The sequence below is a fragment of the Defluviitalea phaphyphila genome, assembly GCF_001466305.1.
GTDB classification, from domain to species: Bacteria; Bacillota; Clostridia; order Lachnospirales; family Defluviitaleaceae; genus Defluviitalea_A; species Defluviitalea_A phaphyphila.
On sequence record NZ_JWID01000005.1, the window covers coordinates 51,843 to 69,349 of the forward strand.

The following is a 17,507-nucleotide window of genomic DNA, read 5'->3' on the forward strand; positions in this document are numbered from 1 at the left end:
TCAAAAGGGGGAATAAAAATGAAAATATTAAATTGGATTAAAAGAGAAAAGTTTATATTATTATCTTCTATAATTTTAGGAATAATTATTACAGGGATATTTATTAATTATTCTAAACAATATTCTGATGCAATTCAAACAAGTTTATCAAAAAGTGTAATTCGATTTCACGTTATAGCTAATAGTGATTCTGATGAGGATCAAGATATAAAAAAAGAAGTCAGAGATGCTATTTTACAAGAAATGACTCCACTTCTTTCAACATCAAATAAAATAGATATTACAAGAAATATTATTATTCAAAATATGGACAAGATAAAAGAAATAGCCGAAAATGTAATAAAAGAAAGAGGGAAAGATTATTCTGTTGAAGTTAGTTTAGGTCCTGCAGTATTTCCTACTAAACAATATGGAGACATAGTATTTCCTACAGGAGAATATGAAGCTCTTAAAGTATCTATAGGAGAAGCTAAAGGAAAGAATTGGTGGTGTGTTATGTTTCCACCTTTGTGTTTTGTAGATGTAACTCATGGAATAGTTCCACAAGAAAATAAGGAAGATTTAAAAAAAGTTCTTAATGAAGAAGAATATAAATTAGTAACAGGTGTAAGTTATGAAGATAATATTCCTGTTAAAGTTAAATTTAAAATTGTAGAATGGTGGCAAGAAAGAAAAATTAATAAAAAACATCAACTTGTAAAAGAATAAACATAAAAAATTTAGCTTTATAACATTTGTTATAAAGCTAAATTTTTTTATATTATTGTCTAATTTTGTTTAAAAATATTGAAAAAAAATAGGTTGTATTATAAAATAATAGTTACATTTACAAATAATATAAATATTAAAAGGAGGATTGATGTGTCATTAGAAATTCCTTTTGAAATAGAAGAAGAGGAACTAAGTTTTGAACATATATATAATACATATAAAGGTTTAGTATACAAATGTTCTTTAGAAATACTAAAAAATTCAAGTTTAGCTGAAGAGGCAACTAAAAAAGTTTTTATAAAAATATATAATAATTTAAACAAGATTAATTTTAAAGATTATAATAAAACTATAGGATTTATAATAATCATAACAAAAAATATTTGCATAGATATGTTAAATAATAAAAAAGATAGCTTTTCATTTTTTAAAGACAAAAAAGGAAATTATGACATATCAGTTGATATTAATAATAAGATTATTTCACAATATAAATATAAAGAATTGATTTCAGCTATAGGGAATCTAAAAAATGAATTACAGGCACCTTTCTTATTATATTATATTTATGGATATTCTGATAAAGAAATTGCAGAAATTCTTGAAATTGCATCAAGTAGTGTGATTATAAGAAGACATAAGGCAAAGAAAATTTTGCATAAATTTATAAAAGAAAGAAGGCTGTGTAATGAATATTAATTCTCTAGATAAGGATATAGTTGAAGTAATATTAAAATATTCTGCTCAAGATTATATAGATCTGGAGATTAAAAGTTTAAAAGAAAAAGTTAAAGATATGGAAGAGCCTTTTTTTTCTGATAATTTTAAAAGAGAAATTAATAATTTGATTGATATAGAAAGAAAGAAAAAAAAGAAAAAAAAGATTTATAAATTAATTAAAAGAGCTATATATTTTATTATATGTATTATTGCTATACTTGTTATTGTTATGTTAGATTCTCGATATTATAAAACTAAAATTTTTAGTTATATATTTAAAGAAAATCAAGAATGTGATGAAATTATGCTAGATGAACTTCCAGAAGAATGGGACTATTTTTATATTCCGGAATATATTCCTTCTGGTTATGTTATAAAAAATATGGAAACTACCCCTAAGTCTGTAATAATAAAATTTAAAAATGAAGAAAATGATTATTTATATTTTATACAAAATAATGATTTAGGTCCTAAACCTATGAAACATGATAAACAAATCAACGAGGTAAATGTTGGGGGAAACAAAGGTTATTTTACTAAAAATGAACAAAGGATTGATTTAATATGGTATGGTAAAGATTATAGATTTAATTTAATAGGAAAATTAGAATTAAAAGAGCTAATCAAAATGGGCGAAAGTTTAAAAATTTATAATTAATATAAAAATCCTTGCTTTTTAAGCAGGGATTTTTTCTTTGGATAAAAAAATATTTTTTAACAAATACTACTATTGCATAAGACTTGAAAAAGTATTGGAGGTTTATAATGAGTATTAAAAAGATACTAATGGGTGCACTTATTATTATGATGGTGATAAGTAGTATTATGGCAATTTTTACTTCATATATCATTCCTGAAAATATAGAAACTGTTACATATACATGGGGTTCAGAAGGAGATGTAGTAAAAGAAATCCAAACTAAATTAAAGCAGTGGGGGTATTATGAAGGTAGTATAGATGGAAAATATGGATATGAAACATGGAAAGCAGTAAGAGAATTTCAGGAAAAAAATGGAATACAAGTAGATGGTATAGCGGGTTCTGTAACTTTAAATAAAATGGGAATTAATGTTAATACAAGTTCTACATCTAAAATATATTCATGGGGAGCTAGAGGAGAAACAGTAAGAGAAATTCAAAGAAGATTAAAAAATTGGGGTTATTATGATGGATATGTAGATGGAATATATGGGTATAAAACTTGGCTTGCTGTAAGAAGTTTTCAAAGTAAAAATGGATTACAGGTAGATGGAGTAGTAGGAAGTGCCACTCTTAATGCTTTAGGAATTCCAACAGGAGAGAGTAGTACAACAGTTGATCAAAATGTATATCTTATAGCAGCGGCGATTCACGGAGAAGCTAGAGGAGAACCTTATATAGGGCAGGTAGCAGTAGGAGCAGTTATATTAAATCGAGTTAGACATTCTTCATTTCCTAATTCGATAGCTGGAGTGATATATCAGCCGGGAGCATTTGATGCAGTATCTGATGGGCAAATTAATTTAACACCTGATGAAACAGCTTATAAAGCTGCTAAAGATGCTATTAATGGCTGGGATCCAACAGGGGGAGCTATATATTACTGGAATCCTGCAACAGCAACTAGTGAATGGATATGGTCAAGAACTATTATAAAACAAATAGGAAAACATGTATTTGCAAAATAAAGAATAGGAGGATATTTTTATGAAGCTAAAAAAAATAACTCTTGGTATACTAACTGTTATCATGATAGGAAATTTATGTTTTGCAATATGGATTAATAAAGTTACTCCTAAAAATATAGAAACTATATCCTATACATGGGGTTCAGAAGGGGATGTAGTTAAAGAAATACAAGAGAAATTAAAAAAATGGGGATATTATAAAGGAAATGTAGATGGGAAATATGGATATAAAACATGGCAAGCAGTTAAAGATTTTCAATCTAAAAATGGATTAAAAGCAGATGGAATAGCAGGAGAACAAACTTTAAGTAAAATAGGGATTCAAATACCACAAGATTCTATAAATAAAAAAAGTAATACTTCATCTTATAGTAAAGATGTATATCTTATAGCAGCGGCAATTCATGGAGAAGGAAGGGGAGAGCCTTATATAGGACAGGTGGCTATAGGAGCAGTTATATTAAATCGAGTTAGACATCCTTCATTTCCTAATTCAATAGCTGGAGTGATATATCAGCCGGGAGCATTTGATGCAGTATCAGATGGACAAATTAATCTGCAACCGGGAGATTCGGCACTTAAAGCGGCAAGAGATGCCCTTAATGGCTGGGATCCAACAGGAGGGGCTATATATTACTGGAATCCTGCAACTGCCAAAAGTAAATGGATATGGTCTGTACCAATTACAAAAACAATAGGAAAACATGTTTTTGGTAAGAAATAAGCTAGTATAAGAGGTGATAATTTTGAAAGAAAAAAATAATAAACTATATGAATGGAAAAAAAGATTATCTAGTGTTCATATGTATAGTATTATAATAATTATTTTTGCTCTTACTTTAGGATTTGGAATATATCAGTATAAACAAAAATTAAATTATAGACAATATTTACAAAATCGTTTTCAACAGGCATTTTATGAAACTATAGCTTATGTGGATAATGTAGATAAATTACTGGCAAAAACAAAACTAACTAATTCTCCTGAGCAAAGTGCATCTATATTTGCTCAAATTTGGAAAGAAGCTTCATCAGCCCAAGAAAATTTAGGAGAACTCCCATATCACCATTCTAGTGTATCTAGTGCATTAAAATTTTTATCTCAACTTAGTGATTTTTCATTTTCTATGACTAATAAAGCTATAGATGGATTTAAGCTAGATGAAGAAGATTGGGAAAAAGTATCAAGGCTTCAAATGTATGCTCAAACTCTTTCTAACGAATTAAATAATATAAGCAGTGAAATTAATGATGGGAACAGAATAGATTGGGAAGAGATAGAAAAAGCAGGAGAAAAATTAGCAATGGATGATTCTACAAAAATTATAGGTTCAATTTCTGAAGTAAGTAAACAGTTTCAAGATATGCCCACTTTAATATATGATGGACCTTTTTCAGATCATATTGAAAGAATGGAACCTAGAATGACAAGAGACAAAGAAACCATCACAAAAGAAGAGGGAGAAAAAATTGTAGAAAATTTTATAGGAAAGGATAAAATAAGTTCTATTAAACAAACGGGAGAAACAGATACAAAAGCAGAATATGTAATTCCTGTATATAGTTATGAAGTAACTCTTAAAGATCAAGAAGACCCAACTATAGCTATAGATGTAACAAAACAAGGAGGATATGTTCTTTGGATGTTAAATTATACAGAAAAAGAGTCTTCTGATAAAAAACTCAGTTTAGAAGAGGCAAGAAAAAAAGCCGAAGAATTCCTAGAAGAAAAAGAATATCCTAATATGCAGCCCAGTTACTACGAAAAAGTAGATAATACTGTAGTCATTAATTTTGCTCCTAAGGAAAATAATGTGATAATGTATCCTGATTTAATAAAAGTAAAAGTATCCATGGATGATGGAGAAATAATAGGATTTGAATCTTTAGGTTATATTATGATGCATCATGATAGAGATCTTCCAGAAATAAAAATAAGTGAAGAAGAAGCAAGAAGCAAAATAACAACAGATTTTGAAATTAAAAAAGTAAATATGGCAGTTATACCTTTAGAATCAAAAAGAGAAGTGTTTTGTTATGAATTTAAGGGAGAATATGAAAATAATCCATTTATAGTTTATATTAATGTTGAAAGTGGTAAAGAGGAGAAAATATTACAAGTAATACAAAATGAAAATTCCGTATTAACACAATAAAAGCCCAAAATTTTTGGGCTTTTATTATATAATGATTTATCCATATACTAAAATTACTTGAATTAATTATGACAAAACATTAAAATGATATGGTAAGTAAATTTAATAAGCAAAAATAAAGACATTTTATCATAGAATATTGTATAGTTATAAATTTGAAAGAAGGGGTTTGATTGAATAAGAAAAAAACAGTTGTAGTATTATTTGGAGGACAATCTTCAGAACATGATATATCTTTATTATCTGCTAAAAATATTATTAGTAATATTGATACAGATAGATATTCTATTCTTATGGTAGGGATTACAAAAGAAGGGAAATGGTTATTATATAATGGTTCAATAGATAATATTAAGCCTAGGGAATGGGAAAAACATGCATCCCCTGCTTTTATAAGTCCTGATGCTACCCAAAAAAGTTTAATAAAAATAAATAAGAATAAATTTGAAGCTATTCCAATTGACGTGGTTTTTCCAGTATTGCATGGATTATATGGAGAAGATGGAACAGTTCAAGGCTTACTTGAGATGGCAAGAATTCCTTATGTAGGTTGTGGAGTACTAGCTTCTAGTATTTCTATGGATAAAGTTTATACTAAAATAATTGCAGAAAAACAAGGCATTGATCAAGCGGATTATGTAGTAGCATATAAAAAAGAATTAAAAGAAATAGATAAAGTAGTATCAAAAATTGAAAGTAGCCTTGACTATCCTTGTTTTATTAAGCCTTCTAATGCAGGGTCATCTGTTGGAATAACAAAAGCTCATAATAGGGAAGAATTAATTAAAGGATTAAATCTAGCAGCAGTTCATGATAGAAAGATATTAGTAGAAGAAGCTATAATAGGACGTGAAATAGAATGTGCAGTTTTAGGGAATGAAGAAATAAGGGCTTCTTTAGTAGGAGAAATAATTTCAGCAGGAGAATTTTATGATTATGATGCAAAATATAACAATGAAGAATCAAAAACAATAATATCTCCAGATTTGCCAAGAGAAATAGTAGAAGAGATAAGAGAAAAAGCAATTAGAATATTTAAAGCCATTGATGGACAAGGACTTTCTAGAGTAGATTTTTTTGTTGAAAAGGATACTAATAAGGTTATTTTTAATGAAATTAATACCATGCCTGGTTTTACTCCTATAAGTATGTATCCCATGCTTTGGGAAAACATGGGAATATCTAAGAAAGAACTTGTTAATAAATTAATTGAATTAGCATTAAGACGAGTAGATTTTTAGGAGGAATTTATATGGATGAACGAGCCATAGGAGTATTTGATTCAGGAGTTGGTGGTCTTACAGTAGTTAAGGAAATAATAGAGCAACTTCCAAATGAAGAAATAATTTATTTTGGAGATACTGCAAGGGTCCCCTATGGAAGTAAATCAAAAGAAACTGTAACAAAATATTCTAAACAAATTATTAGATTTTTACTTACTAAAAATATTAAAGCCATTATTATAGCTTGTAATACAGCTAGTTCTAATAGTTTAGAAGAAGTAAAAAAAACCTTTGATATTCCTATTATAGGAGTAGTAGAACCAGGAGCAGTTATGGCATATAAAAGTACAAAAAATAATAGAATTGGAATAATAGGAACGGAAGCTACTATTAGGTCTAATAGTTATCCTAACGCTATAAAAAAATATAATAAAGATATAGAAACGTTTTCCCTAGCTTGTCCATTATTTGTGCCTTTAGCAGAAGAAGGATGGACTAATAATGATGTAGCTTATTTAGTAGCAAAAAAATATCTAGAGCCCTTTAAAGAAAAAGATATAGATACATTGGTACTTGGTTGTACTCATTATCCATTACTTAAAGATGTAATACAAGAAATAGTAGGAGATAAAGTTAGTTTAATAAATCCTGCTAAGGAAGCTGCTAAAAAATTAAAAGAACTTTTGATTTTAAAAAATCAATTAAGAGTAAAAGATAATCCTAAACATCGTTTTTATGTTAGTGATGATACAACAAAATTTGAACAAATTGCTTCTATAGCTTTAAAAAAATTCATTCCTTCAGCTCAAAAAATAGATATAGAAAAATATTAGACAATTTTTTATTGTATAATTTAAATTATAAAAATGAGGAGAGAATTTATGGGTACATCAAAGGAGAAAAAAGTAATTGTATGCGTATTAGGTATACAGCAGTATGAAGAATATGAAAATTCAATTGAAATGGTAGCTTCTGGAAAGTACTATGAAAAAAATGGAAAAAAATACATTACATATAAAGAAAGGTTAAATAGTGAATCTGAGGATACTACAACAACTATAAAAATAGATGGTAAACAGGTATCCATTATAAGGTTTGGTAGTATAAATTTTACCATGACTTTTGAACTTAATAAGAAATATACAACTTATTATGATACTATAGAAGGAGCTTTACTTATTTCGGTATTTACAAAACATATTAATATAGATTTAAAAGATGGTGAAGGGAAAATAGATATAGTATATAGCTTAGAAATGAATCATGTTTCTATGGGAATAAATTCGTTTAATATTAAAATTTATACAAGTAATGAAGGGGAAAATATTCCCCTTCACAAATATAATGAAGAAAGCGTTCATATGAATTCATAATATTTTGCAAGGGGGATAAATAATGAAAATAAGAAAGGCAATAATTCCAGCAGCGGGTTTAGGCACAAGATTTTTACCAGCAACTAAAGCACAGCCCAAGGAAATGCTTCCTATAGTTGACAAGCCAACAATACAGTATATTGTAGAAGAAGCAGTAAAATCAGGTATTGAGGACATTATAATTGTAACAGGAAGAAGTAAAAGGTCTATAGAAGACCATTTTGATAAATCTATTGAATTAGAATTGGAGTTAGAAAAAAAAGGTAAAAAAGATCTTCTAAAATTAGCAAGAGAAGTTTCTGAATTAGCCAATATTCATTACATTCGTCAAAAAGAACCAAAGGGATTAGGACATGCTATTTTAACAGCTAAAAACTTCATAGGAAATGAACCCTTTGCAGTTTTATTAGGAGACGATATTATAGTTTCAGAAAAACCCTGCATACAACAAATGATGGAAGTATTTAATGAGTATAAGACCTCTATATTAGGAGTGCAAAAAGTTCCAAATAAAGACGTGGACAAATATGGTATTATAGATGCTAAAAATATAGAAGATAGAATTTATAAAGTAGTTGATATGGTAGAAAAACCAAGTAAGGATAAGGCTCCTTCTAATATTGCTATTCTTGGGCGATATATTATTACTCCTAGAATTTTTGATTATCTTGAAACTCAAGAAGCAGGAGCTGGAGGAGAAATACAATTAACAGATGCTCTAAGAAAGCTTTCAAAGGAAGAAGCTATGTATGCTTATGATTTTATAGGAAAGAGATACGATGTAGGAAATAAAATGGGATTTTTACAAGCAACTGTAGAATTTGCTCTTAATAGAGAGGATTTAAGAGAAGAATTTTTAGAATATTTAAATGGACTATTGAATGAAAATATTAAAAAATAACCCCTCATTTAAGAGGGGCTTTTTTTATAAAGATATTTACATAATCTGACGATAAAAATATTAGAGTATCTATAATTAAGAGGGGGACTGGATTTTGAAGAAAGTATCTTGGGTTATAGTATTTCTATTATTTAATATTATTCCTAAAATTACCTGGGGAATAGAAAAAGATATTGATAATTTAAATATCAATAGCTATAAAACAATAACAGTTGTAAAAAGTATTTCTGAAAATAATAATTTAGAAAGGCGGATATATAGTTTAAGTAACAATGCTGCAAAAGTAACAGATATATATACAAAAGGTAGTTGGAGCTTTAATATACAAGGAAATAATTTTACTGACGATATAAAAGAAGTTCATTTAATAAGGATATATGATAATGAAACCATAACAATTAGTAAAGAAGATATAGATGTTATAAGTGAAGATGAGATAAAGGTAAATATTGTAGATGAAAATGCTGATAAATTTTCTAAAGAAGAATATACAGGTAGTTATAATATAGAAATAGAATATGAAGATGGAACGATTATAGATGTGGAAAATGATTATGAAGAACAAGAAATAACTTTAACAGGAGAAAATTTTAGGGACGATATAAAACAAATAACTATAAGAAATATATATGATGGTTGGGAAATTATTTTATTAGATGACGATATTGATTATATAAATAGTTCTACTTTAAATTTAAGTTTAAGTTCTAGTGATGTTGAAAAACTTGCTGGAATAGATGTCTCAGATATAGAAATAACAATAGAATATGAATCAGAATATATATTTGATGATGATTTAGAATATTGTAAGATAACTTTAATAGGAGAAAATTTTGATAGAGGAGTTCAAAAAATAATTTTAAGACCCACAAGTGGAAGAGCAATATCTCTTCCTGCAGATGAACAAGATATTATTATAGATGAAGATGATATATCCATAATAAATGATAACAAACTAAATATTTATATAGAAGAAGATAATTTAGACCTTCTTAAGGAATATAATCATTCAGGAGATTATAAATTTATAGTAATTTATTCAGGGGATACTTCTAATACAGAGTACACTTTGTCACTTGATTTAGAGGTTTTATATAATTATGGATTAAAAACTAGTGAAACAGTTATTCTTAAAGATGATTTTGAAATTAATGGTAAAGATTATATAGAAAATCCTTTGAATTTTACATTACTATCTAAATCAACTCCAAAAGTTATAGATATGTATCCTAAATCAATATCAGGATATCCTTGGTTTAATGAAAAAGATTTACAACATGATATTTTAGAAGATAGAAGCTTTTTAAAAGTAACTTTTGAAGATATTGATGGGAAATTAGAATTTAATTCTCCTTTAGGAATAAGTTATCTCTTAAATAGTAGCATAATACCTGTTGGAGGGAATACAAACTATTTAGATACAGATTTTTTAAATATGTGTGAAGAAAATGAAAGTTATATAACTAAATATATATTTATAAAAAATTCTTCAGATGAAGAAGCATACTTATATATTCCTGTAAAAGAACTATCTTATCAAACAGATTATGTAGTTAATATTTCAGCAAAAGTTTTAAGAAATGATGCTAGTGAAAATGGGATAATAGATGAAAGTAAAAGATATAGTCCTGCTATTACATGGGAATTTACTACCATGGCTAATCCAGATGTAAAAGAAGATGAAATAAATATTAAGTCAGTTACAGAAGACTATGACTACTATACACCTATAAAAATTTTTGGAGACTTTTTTTATGAAGATGATATAGAAGTATTTTTTAATGATGAAGAAGCATATGATGTGGAAGTTAAACAAAGTAGTAGTGGTGATTATTATTTAGAGGTTTATCTTCCTAGAAGAAGGAGATTAGAGCCTGGGCTTTATAATATAATAATTAAAAACGATGATGATCATATAACAACTATTTATGAAGGCTTTAGTGTTTTACCTAAGGGAGATAATATTCCAACAGAAGAATATAAAGTAAAAAATGAAGATATAAAAGGAGAAGTAAGAGCAGATATTAAAGTAAGTCATGATACTTTATACTTAAAATCTAGATATAGGGATAACTACAGAGTAGAATTAGATTTAGATGAATTAATGGGAGAAGATACATTTACTAGAACTATAAATTATACAGGGGAAAAGGGAGATTATATAAGAGAATTAATTACAAAATCAATTCATGGGAATGTAAATATTTATAATCTTACATTAAGTAGTTTAAATAACAATGATGAGATAAATCTTTATATAGGTAGAGTAAGACCGGATGAAGTACAAACTGCTAAAAGTAAATTAAGTGGGAAAAATATTAAGTCAGATTTTATAGAAGTAAAAGGAGAAAATTGTACTTGGGAGAATATATACATATCTATTCCTTATAAAAATAGCAGTGGAGAGAATCTATCCATATATAGATATGATTATATAAGAAGAATATGGCATAAAGAAGAAAGTTATATTGATAAAGTAAATAAAACGGTAAGTGCTGTAGTAAAAAATGAAGGGATATTTGTAGTAATAGAAAATTAGAGAAGGGAGATGATAGAGTGTTTAAAAAAGGGAAAATAATATCATGGGTAATGATTTTAACTATGCTAATAACACTTTTACCTAATAATGTTTATGCATTTGATGCAGATAATTATAGAGTAAATAGTATTACTATTGGAAAAACCTATGATAGAAATCGTATTCTTAATAATATGTATGTAACCATAACTGGTAAAAATCTACAAAATGCCAATGTTGGGATTATAACTTATGCAGGAGGATATGTAAGTTTAGGAATACCAGAAATTAATTCTGATGGAATATTACAATTTGAATTAACAGAAGATCAATTAGGAGAATATTTATCCATAGAAGGAGTTATTATTCCTATTAATGAAGGAGATATGCCAACTTTAACAGAAATAACTAGGAGAGTTAAAATAGGGGAAGATGATTTAATTATTAAAGGGACAAGGTTGACAAAAGTTAATGACCCTAATTTAAATATAGAAGCGAAATATGGTAAAGGAAATTCTTATATTACCTTAGATCCTAGTATATTTAATAATGATACAGAAGTGACTATAGAAAAGCCAACAGGAGAATTAGGACTTCAAGAATTTGTTTTTACTAGCCAATTTACAAATACGGGAATCGATTTTAATGATAATAATAAAGATCAATCAGTAGATGTACAGATTAACTATACTTATGTAGACCAATTTAGATTTATAAAAACTTTAGATATTGAAGGTACATTAGAAATGTTTCCTAATAGAGGAGAAGCAGGAGATACAGTATATTTTACAGCGGATAAATTAGATGAATACGATGTATTCTTTTTAAAAACATTAGATGGGACAGATCCATATAGTAATGAAAATAAAGCTTTAAATTCTACTTATAAAGCAAATGGCTCTAGTGATGGGAAAGATATTTTAACGGCTGTAGTTCCAGATCTTCCAGTAGGAGAGTATTATGTAGTAATTACTAATAAAATATCTGATGATAAAGACCCTATGGAAGAAGTTATAGCAGAAGCCGTATTATCAGAGAAATTTACTATTATAGATAGTGAAAATAAAATAGTTATTATAGATGTACAGCCAGATAGTGGTCCTGATACAGGAGATTTAGTAACTATATATGGACAATTTATAGGAAGTCTTAATATAGATGAATTTATTCCAGATGATACCAAGATACAAATAGACCCAAGTTCTTCAGATACAGAATTAAAAATAAGTTATGGCTCTGGAACTTACGGAACAGGAGATAATCAGGTAAATATTACTTCTGCTATTAGAAGTATTAGGGTTATAATAGGAGATAAAGCAAATTTTGTAGAAAGTAATGGAGATTATGAAGTTTCTTTTAATAGTGATTTAGATAAAATAACTGTTAGGACATCTAAAATTACAGATGCAGATATAAATCCTGTAAAAGATGTAGTAATTGAGACAGAAACCATATTAACAAAAGAAAATGGAGAAACTATAATAATTAAAGAAAGAGCAGTAAAAGAAGACGGATATACTTTTATAGTAAGTAAATTAAAACCAGAAATTACAGAAGTAGTGCCAAGTAAAATACAAGTTATTAACAATAATGGACTTTTTCAAATACCTAGTGATAGATATATAGCAATATATGGCGAAAATTTTATGATACATAAATATGTTAATGAAGATGGAAGAGAAGTTGTAAGATATCCTATAGTTTATTTAGGTCCTAGTCTTGTTATTAATAAAAATAATGATGATGAAGATTTTCTTGATTCTAGTAAGAGTCTTACAGGAAAAGAGGATGTTTTCTTAAAAATATTTGATGATAATGGAATAGAGTTAGATGGGTCTGATGGTAGTGAAATAGGAAGTAAAATATTAATTAAGTTAGAAGAGGATTCTCCAGAAGGAGGAGTAACTCTTGGTAAAACTTATGTTCAAGTAGTAAATCCTATGAGAAATTCTAAAGAAATGGGATTAGATACTAAGATCAATGATTTTATAGAATTTGTAAATCCAGAAGAAACTAAAAATCCTGTAATACAAGATGTAAGTCCTAATGTAGTATCAGTAGATGGAGGAGAAGAAATTTTAGTTACTGGTAGTAATTTTACAGAAGGAGTTAAAGTTTTTATTGATGGAGCTGAAGTAGAAAACATAGAAAGAGGAGATGATGGTAAAACTATTACTTTTATAGCTCCAGAAGGAAGGGAAGGAGAAACTCAGCTTCAAGTAATGAATATTGAAGGTGGAATGGACACATATCCTTTCTTTTATGTAAAAACTTTTACAAATCCTCAAATTACATCTATAGAACCAAGAAGAGGTAATACAGGGACTTTAGTTGTAATAAAAGGAGATAACTTTTTAAAACCAGATCCCACAGGAGGAGAAAGTGATATATATAGATTAATAGGAACTAGAGTTTTATTAGAAGGAAAGGAAATAAATTCATATAATATAAATGCTTCAACTAAAGAAATAGAATTACAAGAATTAGAAAACCCTAAAACTCCTTTATTTTCTATAGAGGATAATGTTATAAAAGTAGCTAGTTATTATCATAGTATTCTTTTAAAAGAAGCAGGAGGAAAATTTTATACGGTAGAAGTCACACCTTCTGGAGTTGCGGTTATTTCTGATGGTGTGGGAAATGAATATACAGTTATATTAGATGATGATAAAACTAGTTTAAAAGCAGATAAAACAGGAGGAGGATTATTTGATCTAGAAATTTCAGGGGATGAAATTATAATAAATGAAGAAAATGAAGATCTTGTATTTAAAATAGTAACACCTTTTGAAGTTAATGATGGAGAGATTGTTGGAGATTTAGTAAAAGTAGTAGATAAAAATACAATTTATTTTACCGTTCCTATACTAGATGCAGACGGTTGGTATGATGTTACAGTACAAAATCCAGATACTAAAAAAGATACAAAATATGATGAAGATGGCTTTTACTATTATAAACAGCCTTTAAGCAGTCCTATAATTTATGAAATAGAGCCTTCAGAAGGAAGTGTATATGGAGGAAATATTATTACTATTAAGGGTGAAGAATTTATAGATAATGGAGATAAAAAGGTAAGAGTATTTATAAATGGAGTGGAAGTATCACCAGATAATGTAGAAGTTTCTACAGATGGTAATAGTATAAATGTAGAAGTACCTCCTTATGATGGAGATTTGATAGAAGATAAAGGTGTAGGAAGACTTACAGTTCCAGTAGTTGTTATAAATCCAGATGGAGGGAACTACTCTAAAGAAGATGGATATACTTATGTAGTTCCAAGTAGCCATCCAGAAATAACAAGAATTATACCAACATCAGGAAGTGCAGCAGGAGGAGAAGTAGTAGAAATTTTTGGAAGTGACTTTAGAAGTTTTGAGCCTTTTGAAGATTATAATAGAGACCAAAAAAGAGATGATGATGAGCCTTATACAGATTTAAATGGGAATGGAGAATATGATGATTCTTTTGACTTTGATGCAGAAGAAAATAAAATTCCTTTAAATCATCCTTTATATTCTTATTATTACGATTCTCCTATTTTACCTAGAGTGTATTTTGGGATGGAAAAAGCCAAGATTGTAGAATTTAGCGATACTTATATTAAAGTAATAACACCTGAAGGAGAAGAAGGAAGTGTATCTGTATTTGTAGAAAATAATGATTCAGGAACATCTAATTCTGTAAGTTATACATATGAAGCTTCTAATCCTATAATTACAAAAGTATCTCCTGAGGCAGGTAGTAAATTAGGAGGTACAAATGTTGGAGTTTATGGTTCAGGTTTTGAAGAGTCCTTGATTAAAGTATATGAGTCAACAATTTCAAAAGAAGAAAAAAATATGACCTTAGTACAGTTTGGAGATAATACAAATAAAGATATTCCAAGATATGAAGCTAATTCTGGGCTTTTAAATCAAGGAAATGCTCAAGTTTCTTTAGAACAAGACTTTGTTGCAGTATATAAATCAATATATGATGAAGATACAAATAGTACTTCAGAAATTACCATGTCTATAAAATATAATGATGTAGTTTATTCTAATACTTTTAAGGGATTTAATGATGAGGAATCTTTTATAAATACTAATTTACTTGTAGATAGTGAAGGAAATAGATATCCTTTTAGTGAACTTGTTAGATTTTACATAAAAGATAGAAGATTTATTGTAGAAAGAGGTTTTTCACCTGAAGTAACATATGTATCTAGCAGAGAACTTTCTGTTACAACTCCTCCATATTATACAGTTGATACAGTACCTATACGAGTTATTAATCCCGATGGAGGAGAGGGAGAATCAAGTTTTACCTATTTAAATCCAGATAGTTCTCCAACAATTATTGATATCACTAATCAAAATACTTCACCTGTGTCAGAAACAATTACTTTAGATGGGAAGGAAATTACAGCTAGAGTAATAAGGGTAAATTATAAAGGTGGAAATACAATAAAAGTTATCGGTAGTGATTTTAGAGAAAATGCAATAATTTCCATTGGAGAAGTATTAGATATAAACGAGAGTCAAATAAATTATGATAATATTCCAACAATATTATCCTTTGAAATGCCAGCTGTATCGGAAGATTACATAGGAGAATATTATAGATTAGTAGTATTAAATGAAGATGGCGGAAGTGCTTCTTCTGATGAGTTAGACCCTCCTATTTATATCACATTTATAAAAGGAGAAAGTGACCCAGAAATTAAAAGTATAACTCCTACTTGGGGGCCATCAGCAGGAGGAACTAAAGTAACTATTGAGGGAAAAGATTTTAGAAGTAGTATGGAAGGATTTACAGATACCATCCATGTGTATTTTGGAGAAATTCCAGCAAATGATATCACAGTATCTAGTGATGGGAAATATGTATATGTTATTACTCCAGCTCATGAAGCAGGAGAAGTAGAAGTTAAAGTTCAAAATCCAGATGGTACAATTGTTAAAGCACCAGAGAACTTTACATTTATAAGCAATCCAAAAATTAATAAGATAACAGATGTAAACGAAATAAATGAAATAGAAACTTTATCTATGGCAGGAGAAGAAGAAATTAAATTAAAGGGATATGGTTTTAAAGAAGGAGCAAGAGTATATTTTAATCCTGTTATTAAAAAAGTAGATGAAAATAGTACAGAAGACATATTTTATATTGAAGAAGAAGCATATATTCTAGAATCAGGAACAGAAGCCTTAGATGTAGAATTTATTGATGAAGAGACAGTTAAAGTTATTACTCCTCCAGGAAATAAGGATAATATAGGAGTTATCCTTATTAATGAAGATGGTGGAGCAAGTAATATATATAAAATTTCTTATGCTATTCCTGAGATAGAAGCTCCTGAGAATGTTATGGCTGATCTAATTTATGATAGATATATTAAAATTATTTGGTCAGAAGTTTCAGAAGCTAAAGAATATGAAGTTTATGTAGTAGAAGATGAGAATAATATGGAATTAATTGGAGTAACAAAAACAACTAGTTTTATTTATGAAGACTTAAAGCCTAGAACTAGTTATGAATTTATTGTAAAAGCAGTGGGAGAATTTAATATATCTAAGGCATCTATGAAAAGTAATAGAGTAAGAACAGGAAGTAGTGTAGGAATTCCTGATAGTGATGGAGAATTAAATGAAGAAACTACTATAAATAAAAATGGAAATTATGCAGAAGTTATAATAGGAACTAAGGATTACGATAATTCTCTTACTATAGACTTAACAAGAGGGGATTTAAGAGGAGTAGAAGAATTAACTATTAGCATGTCAGCAGAAATAGTTACTTCCTATATAGCAGAAGATATTGTTGTTATAGGAAAAGATTTCACCTTAGTTTTAAATCCTAGGGCATTTAAAACAAATATGATGATGTATAATAAAGACAATGATAATGCAGGAGTGAAGTTTAAAATATCTCAAGGAACTGGAAGCTATAATTTAGAGAGTGGATATACAGCTCTTTCATCTAGATATGTATTAGAAGCAAGTCAATATGTTGGTAAAAATAGTGAAGAAATAGAATATCTAGCTTCTGATATATTATTTAATCTTGATTATGATGGTAACATGGCTAGAACAAGGAGATTAGAAGTTATTTCTTTTAGTCGATATGATTCTTTAAGTGGAAAATGGACTAGCATTAAGCAGACTTCAGATAATGATCAAATGGCTATTGGAACATATATTGATAGATTAGGAGAATATATGGTTATAGGAAGTAAAAGATAGGGAGGTAAAA

Annotated in this window: 12 protein-coding genes; all 12 read left to right on the forward strand. The window is 28.1% G+C overall.

Going from position 1 to position 17,507, the window contains the following annotated elements; all coding sequences use genetic code 11:
- Window positions 1-18 precede the first annotated feature (18 nt).
- The 12 genes from spoIIR to OM90_RS05375 all read left to right on the forward strand — a co-directional run bounded on the left by spoIIR (window position 19) and on the right by OM90_RS05375 (window position 17,497).
- Window positions 19-708, forward strand: a complete 690-nt coding sequence (gene spoIIR / locus OM90_RS05320) for a stage II sporulation protein R (RefSeq protein WP_058485864.1) — start codon at window positions 19-21, stop codon at window positions 706-708.
- A 153-nt stretch (window positions 709-861) separates the two neighbouring features.
- Entirely contained in the window at window positions 862-1,410 is a 549-nt protein-coding gene (locus OM90_RS05325; protein WP_058485865.1) for an RNA polymerase sigma factor, read from the forward strand.
- Window positions 1,400-2,089 carry a DUF4367 domain-containing protein gene (locus OM90_RS05330; protein WP_058485866.1) on the forward strand — a complete coding sequence of 230 codons (690 nt, stop codon included), beginning with the start codon at window positions 1,400-1,402 and terminating at the stop codon, window positions 2,087-2,089. Before OM90_RS05325 ends, OM90_RS05330 begins: the two co-directional genes overlap by 11 nt.
- A 107-nt stretch (window positions 2,090-2,196) precedes the next feature.
- Window positions 2,197-3,099 carry a spore cortex-lytic enzyme gene (gene sleB / locus OM90_RS05335; RefSeq protein ID WP_058485867.1) on the forward strand — a complete coding sequence of 301 codons (903 nt, stop codon included), beginning with the start codon at window positions 2,197-2,199 and terminating at the stop codon, window positions 3,097-3,099.
- A gap of 19 nt (window positions 3,100-3,118) precedes the next feature.
- Complete coding sequence (gene sleB / locus OM90_RS05340) at window positions 3,119-3,823, forward strand: spore cortex-lytic enzyme (RefSeq protein ID WP_058485868.1); 705 nt, start codon at window positions 3,119-3,121, stop codon at window positions 3,821-3,823.
- A gap of 22 nt (window positions 3,824-3,845) precedes the next feature.
- Window positions 3,846-5,255: a germination protein YpeB gene (gene ypeB, locus OM90_RS05345; protein WP_058485869.1), complete on the forward strand. Its 1,410-nt coding sequence runs from the start codon at window positions 3,846-3,848 to the stop codon at window positions 5,253-5,255.
- Window positions 5,256-5,428: 173 nt separating this feature from the next.
- Window positions 5,429-6,496 carry a D-alanine--D-alanine ligase family protein gene (locus OM90_RS05350; protein WP_058485870.1) on the forward strand — a complete coding sequence of 356 codons (1,068 nt, stop codon included), beginning with the start codon at window positions 5,429-5,431 and terminating at the stop codon, window positions 6,494-6,496.
- A gap of 11 nt (window positions 6,497-6,507) precedes the next feature.
- Window positions 6,508-7,311 (forward strand): glutamate racemase, encoded by an 804-nt coding sequence (gene murI, locus OM90_RS05355; RefSeq protein ID WP_058485871.1) that lies wholly within the window; start codon window positions 6,508-6,510, stop codon window positions 7,309-7,311.
- A gap of 48 nt (window positions 7,312-7,359) precedes the next feature.
- On the forward strand, window positions 7,360-7,851 hold the full coding sequence (locus OM90_RS05360) for a DUF1934 domain-containing protein (RefSeq protein ID WP_058485872.1): 492 nt from the start codon (window positions 7,360-7,362) through the stop codon (window positions 7,849-7,851).
- A gap of 22 nt (window positions 7,852-7,873) precedes the next feature.
- Window positions 7,874-8,752 carry a UTP--glucose-1-phosphate uridylyltransferase GalU gene (galU, locus tag OM90_RS05365; protein WP_058485873.1) on the forward strand — a complete coding sequence of 293 codons (879 nt, stop codon included), beginning with the start codon at window positions 7,874-7,876 and terminating at the stop codon, window positions 8,750-8,752.
- Window positions 8,753-8,846: 94 nt separating this feature from the next.
- Entirely contained in the window at window positions 8,847-11,291 is a 2,445-nt protein-coding gene (locus OM90_RS05370; RefSeq protein ID WP_058485874.1) for a hypothetical protein, read from the forward strand.
- 17 nt (window positions 11,292-11,308) lie between these two features.
- Complete coding sequence (locus OM90_RS05375; RefSeq protein ID WP_058485875.1) at window positions 11,309-17,497, forward strand: IPT/TIG domain-containing protein; 6,189 nt, start codon at window positions 11,309-11,311, stop codon at window positions 17,495-17,497.
- Window positions 17,498-17,507 lie beyond the last annotated feature (10 nt).